The organism is Henriciella sp., from assembly GCF_029936995.1.
GTDB lineage: Bacteria > Pseudomonadota > Alphaproteobacteria > Caulobacterales > Hyphomonadaceae > Henriciella.
This window is the reverse complement of record NZ_JAPYRE010000002.1, coordinates 419,536-432,378: the sequence shown is the minus strand read 5'-3', so window position 1 is coordinate 432,378 and position 12,843 is coordinate 419,536. Positions and strand designations below refer to the sequence as shown.

Below are 12,843 nucleotides of genomic sequence, written 5' to 3'. Positions count from 1 at the left end.
GTCTCTCACTTGGTCGGCAGACCAGCCTGCCTCAGCATGGATATAGGGAAGCCATGACCGCTTGTGCGAGTGGTGACATGAAAAATAATTTCAGCCCCGCGCCAGAGGGTGCGCCGTTTCCAGCAGCTCAGCCAGTTCATCGCTCAGCACGTGCGTGTAGATCTCGGTCGACGAAATGTCGGCATGGCCAAGCAATGTCTGCACAGATCTGAGGTCGGCACCGCCTTGCAACAGATGTGTTGCGTAAGCGTGGCGCAGCGCGTGCGGATGCACCCGCGCGGGATCGAGCCCGGCCTCCAGGCTCAGCTCCTTAAGCATCTGACCAAGGCGGCGGCGCGTAAGGTGGCCCTCCTTGCCCCGCGAAGGAAACACGAATGCGCCAGCTGTTTTCGCCTGTAGCGTCTTTTTTGGGAGGCTCTCTTCACGCACCTCCAGCCATGCGAGAATAGCCTCCAGCGCCGGGGCGCCGAGCGGGCAGAGCCGGTCCTTGCCGCCCTTGCCCCGCACGATGATGTCCCGCGTCTCCCAGCCCCCGCGCCGATAGCGCGGCAGGTTGCCGAGCTTCAGGCTCACAAGCTCACTGACCCGCAGGCCCGCTCCGTAAAGCAACTCGACGAGACAGCGCAGCCGGACATCCTCACCACAGGCATCGAGCAACCGGCCCATCTCATCCCGCGACAACACATCCGGAATGTCCCGGTGGGCCGCCGGCCCCTCGAGTTTCGAGGTCGGGTCGTCCTTCCGGTCGCCTTCCTCGAACAGGAAGCGGTAGAAGCGCCGCAGCGAGGAGAGCTTGCGTGCCTGGGTGCGCGGTGCAAGGCCAAGCGCCGCCAGGCTGGCGCTATACTGGGCAAGCTGTTTCGCATCCGCTTTCAGCAAGCCGCCCTTCAGCGCCTCTGAAGCATCACGCAGGTCACGGCCATAGGCATCGAGCGTATTGGGCGAGGCCCCGCGCTCGGCGCTCATCATCTCCAGGAAGGCTTCTATGCGGGCCGCATCTTTCATCGCGATAAGATGACGCGGCGAGGTTTAAGATTGCGCTTACACCCGCAGCTGAAACGAAAACGGGGCAGGATCGCGATACCCTGCCCCGCCATCAATTTCTGGACCGCTACGGTACCGCTGTCACACCGTCACGAGACCGTGGCGGGACCGCGAAACCTGCGGGATGTCTACGGGACAGTTCCCGCTTAGTCCGCAGATGGATCCTCGGTCTTGTCCACCACCGGGTGGCCACGCGCCGGGTCGTCATTAAGCTTGTGCATCGCCACGACGACACCCGACAGCGCAATGATCGCAATCAGGTTCGGGAAGGCCATTGCCGCATTCGCAATATCGCCGAGCAGCCACAGCCCGCCTGCCGGCAACACCGTGCCCGCAAAGACGACCAGCACCCAGACATAGCGGAAGGGATGGGTTGCCCATTCCCCGACGAGATAGGTCACCGCCTGCTCACCATAATAGGACCAGCCAATGATCGTGGTGAAAGCGAAGAAGAACAACGCAATCGGCACGATGAACTCACCACCCGCAAATGCGGCACCATAGGCCCGTGTGGTGATCGCTGAGGAGTTGGCATCCGTCTCCCAGGCATGATCGACATCCATCAACACGGTCGGGTCCGATGCGCCGGCAATCGCCGACTCATCAATCTCGACACCGGAGGCCTGACACTCCTGCAACCACGCTGCCGCAGCCGCACCATTGTCTGCAATCGTCTGCTCCCGGCCTTCCGCATAGGCGCTGGGGAAGAGCGTTTCGAGATCCGAACCCGCAGGCAGATCATAGCCGGACTCTATACACTGGTTGGCGGCCAGCAGCGCGCCGGACTTCTTGAAGTCACCCGTTACGGTCAGGATGACAAGCGCTGTCATGGTACAGATGATGATGGTGTCGATGAAGACACCGATCATGGCAATCTCGCCCTGCTGAACCGGGTTCTTGGTACGCGCCGCAGCGTGCGCGATGGGCGCGGACCCCTGCCCGGCTTCGTTCGAGAAGAGGCCACGCGCGATGCCGGCACGGATTGCCGCAAGTACGGCGTAACCGGTCGCCCCGCCAACAGCCTCTCGAAGGCCGAATGCAGAGCCGATAATCTCACCGAAAGCGGCCGGCACCTTCGGCGCGTTCACGATCAGGACAATCAGGGCCACTATGACATAAGCGGCGGCCATGAGCGGCACGACCTTACCGGCCACGCTGCCGATCGACTTGATGCCACCGATAATGACGGCAAACACCAGTCCGCACAGGATCACGCCGACAAGCCAGTTCGGAATGACCAGGCCGAATACAGCAGATCCCGTCTCGACAGCGGCCTCCGTGATCGAGTTGGCTTGGATCATCGAGCCGGTGACCATGGCCGAGAACAACGTGCCGAGACAGAAGATAACCGCCAGCCATGCCCATTTCTTTCCAAGGCCGTTCTTGATGTAATACATCGGACCGCCATTGATGCGGCCATACTCGTCGGTTTCGCGATATTTCACCGCCAGCGAGCTTTCAGAGAAAGCGAGCGCCATGCCGAACAGCGCGGTGACCCACATCCAGAAGATCGCACCCGGTCCGCCAAGCGTGATGGCGGTTGCCACACCGGCCAGATTGCCCGTGCCCACCTGACCGGAGAGCGCTGTGGAAAGGGCCTGCCAGGGCGTAATTGCGCCGTCTTCGCCTTGCGCCTTGCGGCCCTGCCAGACTTCGACAAGAGCGGGAACGAAGCGGCGCAGCGGGCGCCCGCCGACCCGGTACATCATGAAAAGGCCGGTCCCCAGCAACAGGATCGCAAGTGGCCCCATCGGCAGGAGCTGTGTTCCGTTCCACGATCCGCCCCAGATAAAATTGCTGACCGTTTCGATTGGCCCGATAATGGTTTCCATAGCCTCCCCGGCTCCCTTCAGCTTTTTATTCGCCCCGACACTAGACGTGTTTTTGTCCCTGTGAAGCAGTTACGGGTCAGATTTTACATCTGACCCGCTTCATGCCGTAAAATTTTGCTCTCCAAAGGCCTTAACCGCCAAAGCCTTCGCCGACACCAAAGTCGCGCCGCGCGGAAACGATGGTGACAACAACCCCGGCCAGCACATCAAGCAGCGTCATCGTCGTGATGATGAAGAAGACTGACGTGGCGAAGTTCGGCAGCAGGAGAAACTCGACCAGGCAGACAATGAACAGGATCATGGAAATGCCATGATTGATGATGGTCGCCGTGCCCGTACTGGTCGATTTCAGAATTTCCAGAAACAGGAGTCCAATCGTGAACAGGATCAGCATCTCGCCGTTTGTGATCGCCCAGTTCACGCCGGAAATCATCGGCAGCGTCAGCATCGGGTTCTTCATCAGGTCGATTATGGGCGCTGCATTGTTGACCACGGCGTTTGCCGCATCGCCGTCGCCATAAGGCAGTGCGATAAGATTGTAGATCGCGACCGGAATGATGAGGAGCGGAAAAATCCCGAGTATCACGCGCATGTTGGACCCCCTGCTTCGTTCTGGACGGCGGTCACCCGCCGCATTTGTTCTGCGGTTCTCAGCCCTGGCAATCGCAGCGGCACCGAAAATCCCTCTTAGAGACATGCCTAGCGTTCCCTTGGCGGCCTGTTAAGCACCAATGTTCTAGCACAGGATATCCGGAATACCGCGCCGGGCTTTACGAAAGCGGCTCAGACCTCGTCTGCGCCCTCAGGATTGCGGCGCCTACGGATCAACCATGTTACGCCGCGAAGGTCTGACAGAGCGGCCCAGAGCCGGCCGAAATTGGTATATTTCGACCGTCCGGCCCCGCGTTCACGATGGTTCACGTCCATGAACTCCACCGTGTGGCCATCTGCCTTGATAAGGGCCGGCATGTAACGGTGCATATGATCGAAATAGGGAAGCGCGAGATAGACTTCACGTCGTATCACCTTGATGCCGCAGCCGCTATCATCGCAATCATCGCGCAGCATGCGCTTGCGGATCGAGTTCGCGAAAGTCGAGCCGAAACGCTTCCAGGCCGTGTCCTTGCGGCTGGCGCGGCGGCCCATCACCATGGCGAGTTTTTCCGGCGCATTCTGACGCGTCAGCGCACGATAAAGGTCTGGCAGGTCGGCCGGGTCGTTCTGCCCGTCCCCGTCCAGTGTACCGATTACACGGCCCTTTGCAGCACGCACACCAGTACGGATGGCCCGGCTCTGACCTGCATTCTTGCGGTGACTGAGGACACGAAGGGCCGGAAATCTGGACTTCAGCCCTGCCAGGACAGACCGGGTGTCATCGGTCGAGGAGTCATCGACAAAAATCATTTCATAGGCCCGCCCATCAAGCGCGGCAGCGATCTCGCGGGCAAGGTTCTCGACATTTCCGGCTTCATTATGCACGGGAACGACGACGGAAAATTCAAGCGTTTCTGACACGGGCTTTCGGGCCTTTCAGGGTCGGACTAGCCGCCCTGTTTAAGTGTTTCGCGGGAAAAGCGAAACCATGGATGACCGCGTCCACTGCCAGAACCCGTGCCAAGCCTGCCTGTTTAAGCTAGACGGGCCGGCGATGGCTACGACAACCGACCTTCCGATCGAACACCTGCTTGCCGACATCTGCGCGACGCTTCGTACGCGTAGACGCCTTGTCCTCGCCGCGCCGCCGGGGGCCGGCAAGACGACACGCGTGCCGCTGGCGCTGGCCGGACTTATTGGCGGGTTCGAGGCCCTGCCAGGCCGGATTGTCATGCTGGAACCACGCCGGCTGGCCGCGCGCATGGCCGCCGAGCGCATGGCGGCGACGATGGGCGAAAAGACAGGAGGCCACATCGGCCTTTCGACCCGGATCGAGCGCAAGGTCTCGTCTGAAACGGTCGTGGAAGTCATTACAGACGGGCTGTTCACACGCCGGCTCCTGTCCGATCCCGGCCTTGATGGCGTCGCAGCCGTCATCTTCGACGAAATCCATGAGCGAAGCCTGAACGCCGACCTGGGGCTCGCGCTCGCACTGGAAGCACAGTCGGTCTTTCGCGAAGACCTGCACCTGCTCGCCATGTCGGCCACGCTGGAGATCGACAAGGTTTCAGCCAGACTGGATGCCCCCGTTATTGAAAGTGAGGGCCGCCAGTATCCGGTCGAGACACGCTATCTGGGCCGCACGCGTGAACGTATTGAAGACCAGATGGCCGCAGCGATTGGCAAGGCGGTGCGGGCAACAGAAGGCTCCATCCTCGCCTTCCTGCCGGGCGCTGGCGAAATCCGGCGCACCGCTGAGCGGCTCTCCGGCCTGCCAGATAATGTCAGCGTACATCCTCTCTTTGGCGCGCTGAGCCCGAAGGAACAGGACGAAGCCGTTCGCCCGGCTGCGAACGGCAAGCGCAAGATCGTGCTGGCGACAGACATCGCCGAGAGTGCGCTGACCATCGAGGGTGTTCATGTGGTCGTGGATTCCGGGCTTGCCCGCGTGCCTGAATTTGACCCCGCCAGCGGCACACAGATGCTGCTCACGCGCCGCGCGGCAAAAGCCAATGCCGACCAGCGGCGTGGCCGGGCCGGGCGTCTCGGTCCCGGTATATGCTACAGGCTCTGGGACGAAGAGGAGACGCGCGGGCTTCCAGCTGCCCCTCAGCCTGCCATCCTGAACGCCGACTTGTCAGGCCTCCTGCTGGCGCTGGCCGAATGGGGTGAAGATGATCCCTACCGCCTGACCTGGCTCGATGCCCCGCCAAAAGGCCGGATCGAAGCCGCCCGCGAAGCACTGGAAGGCTATGGCGCACTGGACAGGACGGGCAAGCTGACAGCGCGTGGCAAGGCGATGGCGGCCCTCCCGCTCGATCCGAAGTATGCAAGCCTCGTTGCAAGCGCAGATACAGATGGTGAAAGAGCCCTCGCTTCAGAGATCGCGGCGCTGGCAAGTGAAGCCGGGATGGGTGGGCGCTCGGCGAGCCTGCCGGAAAGGCTTGAAGGGTTCCGGCGGGACGGGAGCGGACGCGCAAAAGCGCTGAAACGCCAGGCGGACCGCTGGGCAAAGGGAGCGAAACCATCCGGCGACCCGGCTTTAGTGCTGGCCAAGGCCTGGCCCGGACAAGTTGCGCGGCGGCGGGACGGCTCTGAAGGAAGTTATCTGCTCGCCAATGGCCGCGCCGGTGACGTTTCAGGCGATGATGCGCTCGCGAAATCCACCTGGCTTGTCATAGCCGAAATGGCCGGGGCAGCGGGACGGGCCCGGATCACGCTGGCCGCCCCCATCCAAGAAGCCGATGTACTGGCGCTCTACCCGCCAGAAATTGAGGACAGGGCGAACTTCGATCCCGCCACAAAGAGCTTCAAGGGGCGCCGCGTCAAAGCGATTGGCCACATCGTCCTTTCGGAAACACCCCTGCCCCAGCCCTCCGGCGAAGTTGTACAGGCGGCCTTTATCGGCTTCATTTGCGAGAACGGCTTTGACGCAGCCGGGCTTGGCGTTCCAGTGCGGCGCTTCCTTGCCCGCCTGGGCCTGCTGTACGATGCGTACGGGGGTGATTGGCCCCTTCTGAGCGAAGCCGAACTCGCCAGCACGGCAGAAACATGGCTTTCGCCGCTCCTGGGGAGCAGAAAGTTCCAGATGCCGGGTGACAGTGCGGTGGTGAATGCGCTGAAACAGTCGCTTGGATGGCCTCAAGCTCAGGAGATTGACCGCCTGACACCGGAAACTGTGGAATTACCAAGCGGGCGCAGGGCACCGGTCGATTATCTCGATGACAATGCGCCGCTGATTGAGGCAAAGGCGCAGGAGGTGTTCGGTCTATCGCGGCAACCGGCTGTTGCGGATGGACGTGTGCCCGTGACACTACAGCTTCTTTCTCCAGCCGGGCGGCCCATCGCTGTCACGAAAGACATTTCCGGCTTCTGGCAAGGGGGCTACCGCGACATGGCGAAGGATATGCGCGCGCGCTATCCAAAGCATGACTGGCCCGAAGATCCGGCATCAGCAAAGCCGCATGGCGGGATGACGAAGAAGCGGCTCAGTTCGGGCGGTTAGTGTCGCCCCACTCCATGCCCATCGTTTTCTTCATCCAGTCGGAGAACGTCGCTGGCTTTTCGAGGTTTTTCGGGTCGAGCGTGCCGAAAGCGACGACGGGGCCATCGGCCGTTTCCAGCCGCACTCCGGAAATCTGCTGGTTCGGGTTTCCCCAGTTGCCATAGCTGGTGGACGGGTCGAGCAGCAGCATCACTTTTGTGCCGCCGCGCCCCTCGGCGTCTTTGCCGAACACGAGGCCATAGACCTTTTCGCGCGACAGGCCGCCGGAATGGGCCTGGCGTTTTCCATCGAGCAGCACCTCGTCCCAGAGCAGGTTACGCCGCCATTGCAGGACATGCATCTGCTCATCCTCGGTCACGACCTTGATATCGACCTGATGAAGCGAAACACGGACGAGTTCGGCGCGCATGGGAGGTATCCTTCTTGCTTGTTATCGAAAAACGATAATATCCGAAAGCCGCCCGGCGTCAAGCGCTTTTCAGCCTATTCAAGCCGGGACAGCCCCAGCGCCCATTCGAGGCCGCCTTCGACATGATCGAGGAAGAGCGGGTCGGAATAGGTTTCCTTCGTATGGCCCATCGCGGTGTAAAAAACCCGCCCGCCCTCGAATTCATGCCACCAGCTGATGGGCCTTGCACCGCCCGCTTCGCCGATAGAGGTCGGATCAAGCGTCACCAGAAGGCCGTCCGGCACGGAAAAGTCCTGTATCCAGTACCATTCGTCTACACGCATGAACTCCTTCGCAAGCCCGATGGTGGAAGGGTGTGTGCGGTCAATGACTGTCAGCTCGCCCTCTGGTGTGCCTTCCGGGTGCCGCTCGAACCACCCCCCGATCATTTCACCATACCAGGGCCAGTCATAATGGCTGTCGGCCGCGCCATGAATGGCGACGACGCCCTTGCCCTCCCGAACAAAGTCCTGAAACGCCTCGCCGCGCGGCCCGATGAACCATTGCTCGCCTTCATGACCAGTGGTCGTATTGAGCAGGATGACGGCATCGAAGGCATCGAGGGCCTCGTCTGTAAAAACATCAGGATCCTCGCTGGCGACCACAGTGTAGCCGTTAGCCCGGGCAAGCCCTGTCAGCGCGGCAATGCCTGTCTCTATCGAATCATGACGCCAGCCCGTTGTGTGGGAGAAGATAAGTATGCCGGGCGCCTCGGCACCCGACGCCCCTGCCGGGCCGGATGCATGACAAGCCGCGACGGCACCGGAACCCGCCAGAATGGTAATCAGCAGGAAACAGATCTGCCGCAACGCTCTGCCCTCCTCCATACACGCATGAAGCCCGATGATACGGCCCGAGCCGTTGCCCGCAAATGTAAAAAAGGCCGCCCCCATAAGGAACGGCCTTCAAAATCCCTATCGGAGAGCTTTTCTACCGCCCCGCCAGACGCAGGAACCGGTCGCGCATGTCCTTGTCGGTCTTGAATACGCCGGTGAACTGGGTGGTGATCGTTGAAACGTTCGGATGGTGGACGCCGCGTGTCGTCATGCACTGGTGAACCGCATCGATCAGCACCGCCGTGCCGGCTGGCGCGAGGCTTTCGGTGATCGCATCGCAGATTTGCGAGGTCATCGTTTCCTGCGTCTGCAGACGCTTGGCATAGATCTCGACCACGCGGGCAAGTTTCGAGATGCCTACAACCGCCTGCGTTGGCATGTAGGCGACATAGGCCGTGCCGAGAAACGGCGCCATGTGGTGTTCACAATGGCTCTCGACCGCGATCTCGCGCAGCATGACCATGTCGTCATAGCCCTGCACATCGTCAAAAGTGCGGGAGAGATACTTGACCGGATCTTCGTCATAGCCCTGGAACCATTCCTTGTAGGCATTGACGACGCGCTTCGGCGTGTCGACCAGGCCCTCGCGGCGCGGGTCGTCTCCGGCCCAGGCCAATAGCGTGCGGACCGCCGCTTCGGCTTCTTCCTGGGTTGGCTTCTTAAGGGGTTCACCCTTTGCGAGCTCTTTGTCTGTCGTGATGGCATCCATCGCCATGGCGAAATCCTGTTTCTGAGGGACGGAGGTCGAGCCGGATGTTCTGTGGGTGCGCCCTCACACCCCAATACCGGACTTAACGCCCGCCCGAAGTTCAAACCCTCAGGGCGTAAGCGATACATAGGGCAAACGGGCCTGCTTTTCCAGAAACCGTCTGCGTTGCCGTGGAGAAAAGCTAAAAGCGCATGGCTTGGCCCCACCGGCATGACGTGCCATAAGCTGCCCCGCCGAAAGGATAACTGGAATGCCGTTTTTCACATGCACAAGATGTTGCCGCCATTGCTGAAAGACCCGAACTTTTTCGGTAATCAATCGATTCCATTATTTTCACTTTCCAAGCCTAAAAGACGCCCATGACCATCAGACTTCACAACACGCTTGGCCGTGAAAAGCAGGACTTTGTGCCGCAGGACCCGTCCAGGGTGACGCTCTATGTCTGCGGACCGACGGTTTACAACTACGCGCATATCGGCAATGCCCGCCCTGCGGTGGTTTTTGACGTCCTGTTTCGTCTCCTGCGCCGTACCTATGGCGAGGACGCTGTCGTCTATGCGCGCAATATCACCGATGTCGAAGACAAGATCATCGCCCGCGCGCTGGAGGAAGGCACGCCGATCCCCGAGATCACGAATAAATATGCTGACATCTACAATGCCGATCTTGCAGGGCTGAACGTCCTGCCGCCGACGATCGAACCATGGGCAACGAAAAATATAGACCGCATGGTGGAGATCACACAGACACTCGTCGACAAGGGGTATGCCTATACCGCGCCGTCAGGCGTCTTCTTCGACGTCGCGAAAATGGATGACTATGGCAAACTGTCGGGCCGCAACATCGAGGACAATGAGGCCGGCGCCCGTGTGGCCGTGTCTGATGAAAAGCGCAATCCGGCCGATTTCGCGCTCTGGAAATTCGCCAAGGAAGGCGAGCCGGAAGCCGCGATCTGGGACAGCCCGTGGGGCCGCGGCCGTCCGGGCTGGCACATTGAATGCTCGGCAATGATCGCCAGCCACCTTGGCACGACTATCGACATTCATGCTGGCGGCATCGACCTCCAATTCCCTCACCATGAGAACGAGATTGCCCAGTCGGAATGTGCGCATGGGGCCCCCATGGCGCGGTTCTGGCTCCACAATGGCTTTCTCGACATGGAGGGCGAGAAGATGTCGAAATCGCTCGGCAATGTGAAGCTGGTCCACGACCTGCTGGAGCAATGGCCGGGCGAAGTGCTGCGCATGGCACTCCTGTCAGGCCATTACCGCGCGCCGCTCGACTGGACGCGTGACCTGCTGGAACAGGCAAAGACGACGCTCGGGCGCATCTATGGTGCGTTGCAACGCGTATGGGAAGCCGATGGCGGCACGGCTAACGATACGGCTGTTGTCAAAGCGCTCAGCGACGACCTGAACACGCCCATCGCGCTTGCAGAGCTTTCCCGCCTGGCCTCTGAAGCCCATCAGGCCGCCGATGCTGACGACACCGCACGTATGGCGCAGGCCCGTGCCGATCTGTTGGCGGCAGGTCAAATGCTCGGCCTGTTGAGACAGTCTCCCGAAGAATGGGCGCATGGTGGCAGCGATGATGAGATTGCGCGCATCGACGCCCTCGTACAGGCCCGTGTCGATGCCCGGCAGGCAAAGAATTTCGCCGAGGCAGACCGCATACGCGATGAGTTGGCAAAAGAAGGCATCGAGATCATGGACGGGCCGCAAGGCTCGACCTGGCGGCGCAACTAGACGTAGGTAGCCTCATGAACCTGAACAGATCATTCTGGCTTATCTTCACTATCCTGGGGCTTGCGATGGCATGTTCGCCCGATAAGGAGCAAGATTCAGCGGCAGCAGAAGACGGCATCACCGTTTACCTCGTGCGTCATGCCGAGAAAGCCGCTGGCGGTGACGACCCGGCGCTGAGCGAAGCAGGCATCGAGCGCGCCAGGCTTTTGGCCGACAGGCTTGATGAGGCGGGCATCGAGACAATCTGGTCGAGCGATTATCAGCGCACACGCCAGACAGCCGCGCCGCTGGCCCGGAACCTGGCAATAGACATTGAAACCTACGACCCCTCCGATCTTGAGAGCCTGGCAGGCACACTGGAGGAAAGGGGCGAGACGGCCCTCGTCGTCGGCCATTCCAACACAACGCCGGAACTCTCCGCGCAGCTTGGCGGTGACGCCGGAAGCCCGATCAACGAGGCTGGCGAATATGACAGGCTCTATATCCTGAACGGCGTCGGCAGTGGCGATATAGATACCATGATTGAACGGTTTGGAGCGCCTTATGAGCCAGCCGGCACCGACTAGCGAGGTCAATAACCTCCGCTCACTGCTGACCTCGCTGGGGGACAGGACCGAAGGCGAGTCCGTCTCCGTGGCCGACCTGTTGAACGCCGTCGGGCGCCGCTCTCATGGGCCTGTACTCCTGCTGCTGGGCTTCATCGCTGTCAGCCCACTCTCTCTTGTACCGGGCGCCAACTGGCTGGTCGCGCTGGTGACGTTCATCTTCGCCATGCAGATTGTTGTCGGCCTAAAGTATCCCTGGCTGCCCCGCCGCGCACTGGCAGTCAGCTTTCCACGAAAATACCTGCTCAGCGGGATCAAGCACCTTGAGCCGCACGCCTATGTCGTTGACCAGATACTGCAACCGCGGCTGGTCTTCCTGACGCGTATTCCCTTTATCAACATTGTCGCGCTTGCCTGCGTCGCGGCCGCCTTGATCACCATCCCGCTCGGCCTCATCCCGTTCGGCCCGCTCCTGCCCGGCCTGACCGTTCTGCTCTTTGGGCTGGCTATCACCGCGCGCGATGGCGCCGTCCTGCTGATCGCCGGGGCCGCCCTTTTCGGGGCCGGACTGCTGCTCATGAAGATGCTGCCACGGATCATGAGCTTCTTTGGCGGTTAGTTCCGCGCACCGGATTGACTTGATCTTGACGCCTTTAGGGGCAATCTAGGCTGCATGAGCGCAGAGCTTTATCATAATCGCGTGCTGGAACTGGCCGCCAATATCCCGAATACGGGAGCCTTGCCGGAAGCAGATGCCTCCGTTGAGAAGGTTTCGCGTATATGCGGGTCGGTCGTGCGCGTTGATATTCGCCTGAGCGAGGACGGCGAAACGGTCGACGCGATCGCCGTGGAACCAAAGGCCTGCGCCCTCGGTCAGGCGGCAACGTCTATACTCGCGGAAAACATTATTGGTGCTCCCGTCGCCGACGTGCTGGCCGCGAGGGATGCCCTGCGCGCCATGCTGAAGGAAGGCGGCGAACCACCGCCCGGCCGTTTTGGCGAACTGCGGCATCTGGCAGGCGTTGCCGATTACCCGCCACGCCACACCTCGACGATGCTGGCTTTCGATGCGGCCTGCGAAGCCATCGAGACGGCACGAACTAAGCGGGCTGCGGCGGCCTGAGCGCACCGCCGTGGCCAGACGACAGCCCCTTACTTATTTGAAACAGCCTTAGCGGGTTGAGGGCTGTCCCCCACGCGTCTAGAACCGCTTTCAAGATAACAACTAAACCGGATCAATACCCCATGTCCGCGATCCGCAGGCAGGCCGCGCATGCGGCCCTGAAAACGTACAAGCTGACGCTGTCTCCGGCCTTGCAGGTCTTCGGGGCACAGTGCCGCCATGTACCTTCCTGCAGCGAGTATTGTGCGGAATGCGTATCACGCCACGGACTGTGGACGGGCGGCTGGATGACGCTGGCCCGCCTGTCACGTTGCCGTCCCGGCGGCTCGCGCGGTTTCGACCCGGTTCCCGAGAAAGCGAAATCTTCACCCTTCTGGGCTCCATGGAGAGCCGGAGACTGGGCCAGAACGGAAAGACCGTTTCCCGAGGCCCGGCCTGACGAGATCTGAAAAAGCAAGACAC

13 protein-coding genes are annotated in these 12,843 nt (G+C 61.0%); 6 read left to right on the top strand and 7 right to left on the bottom strand.

What is annotated here, in order from left to right:
• Positions 1-90: 90 nt before the first annotated feature.
• The 4 genes from Q1K31_RS06405 to Q1K31_RS06390 all read right to left on the bottom strand — a co-directional run bounded on the left by Q1K31_RS06405 (position 91) and on the right by Q1K31_RS06390 (position 4,391).
• The gene (locus tag Q1K31_RS06405; RefSeq protein WP_300377933.1) at positions 91-1,005 is read right to left on the bottom strand and encodes a tyrosine recombinase; all 915 of its coding nucleotides are present in this window, start codon (positions 1,003-1,005) and stop codon (positions 91-93) included.
• A 185-nt stretch (positions 1,006-1,190) separates the two neighbouring features.
• On the bottom strand, positions 1,191-2,876 hold the full coding sequence (locus tag Q1K31_RS06400) for a sodium:alanine symporter family protein (protein ID WP_300377931.1): 1,686 nt from the start codon (positions 2,874-2,876) through the stop codon (positions 1,191-1,193).
• A gap of 130 nt (positions 2,877-3,006) precedes the next feature.
• Positions 3,007-3,468, bottom strand: coding sequence for a hypothetical protein (locus Q1K31_RS06395; protein ID WP_300377929.1), 462 nt, complete (start codon positions 3,466-3,468; stop codon positions 3,007-3,009).
• A 191-nt stretch (positions 3,469-3,659) separates the two neighbouring features.
• Positions 3,660-4,391 carry a glycosyltransferase family 2 protein gene (locus Q1K31_RS06390; protein ID WP_300377927.1) on the bottom strand — a complete coding sequence of 244 codons (732 nt, stop codon included), beginning with the start codon at positions 4,389-4,391 and terminating at the stop codon, positions 3,660-3,662.
• A gap of 133 nt (positions 4,392-4,524) precedes the next feature.
• Here Q1K31_RS06390 and hrpB point away from each other — a divergent pair, with 133 nt between their 5' ends.
• Positions 4,525-6,975 carry an ATP-dependent helicase HrpB gene (gene hrpB / locus Q1K31_RS06385; RefSeq protein ID WP_300377926.1) on the top strand — a complete coding sequence of 817 codons (2,451 nt, stop codon included), beginning with the start codon at positions 4,525-4,527 and terminating at the stop codon, positions 6,973-6,975.
• Here hrpB and Q1K31_RS06380 read toward each other — a convergent pair.
• From Q1K31_RS06380 to folE, 3 genes are all read right to left on the bottom strand, one after another.
• Positions 6,959-7,384 carry a hypothetical protein gene (locus Q1K31_RS06380; RefSeq protein ID WP_300377924.1) on the bottom strand — a complete coding sequence of 142 codons (426 nt, stop codon included), beginning with the start codon at positions 7,382-7,384 and terminating at the stop codon, positions 6,959-6,961. The two genes, hrpB and Q1K31_RS06380, sit on opposite strands and share 17 nt — an antisense overlap.
• 74 nt (positions 7,385-7,458) lie before the next feature.
• Positions 7,459-8,232, bottom strand: coding sequence for a ThuA domain-containing protein (locus Q1K31_RS06375; RefSeq protein WP_300377922.1), 774 nt, complete (start codon positions 8,230-8,232; stop codon positions 7,459-7,461).
• 121 nt (positions 8,233-8,353) lie between these two features.
• Positions 8,354-8,968, bottom strand: a complete 615-nt coding sequence (gene folE / locus Q1K31_RS06370) for a GTP cyclohydrolase I FolE (RefSeq protein ID WP_367187537.1) — start codon at positions 8,966-8,968, stop codon at positions 8,354-8,356.
• A gap of 359 nt (positions 8,969-9,327) precedes the next feature.
• On the opposite strand from folE, the gene cysS reads away from it, so the two are divergent.
• From cysS to yidD, 5 genes are all read left to right on the top strand, one after another.
• A complete protein-coding gene (cysS, locus tag Q1K31_RS06365; RefSeq protein ID WP_300377918.1) occupies positions 9,328-10,713 on the top strand; it encodes a cysteine--tRNA ligase in 1,386 nt (461 codons plus the stop codon).
• A 14-nt stretch (positions 10,714-10,727) separates the two neighbouring features.
• Positions 10,728-11,279 (top strand): histidine phosphatase family protein, encoded by a 552-nt coding sequence (locus Q1K31_RS06360; protein ID WP_300377916.1) that lies wholly within the window; start codon positions 10,728-10,730, stop codon positions 11,277-11,279.
• Positions 11,257-11,877, top strand: a complete 621-nt coding sequence (locus Q1K31_RS06355; protein ID WP_300377914.1) for an exopolysaccharide biosynthesis protein — start codon at positions 11,257-11,259, stop codon at positions 11,875-11,877. The genes Q1K31_RS06360 and Q1K31_RS06355 overlap by 23 nt, the downstream gene beginning before the upstream one ends.
• A 54-nt stretch (positions 11,878-11,931) precedes the next feature.
• Positions 11,932-12,381 (top strand): iron-sulfur cluster assembly scaffold protein, encoded by a 450-nt coding sequence (locus Q1K31_RS06350; RefSeq protein WP_300377912.1) that lies wholly within the window; start codon positions 11,932-11,934, stop codon positions 12,379-12,381.
• Between the two features lie 122 nt (positions 12,382-12,503).
• Positions 12,504-12,830 carry a membrane protein insertion efficiency factor YidD gene (gene yidD / locus Q1K31_RS06345; RefSeq protein WP_300377911.1) on the top strand — a complete coding sequence of 109 codons (327 nt, stop codon included), beginning with the start codon at positions 12,504-12,506 and terminating at the stop codon, positions 12,828-12,830.
• Positions 12,831-12,843 lie beyond the last annotated feature (13 nt).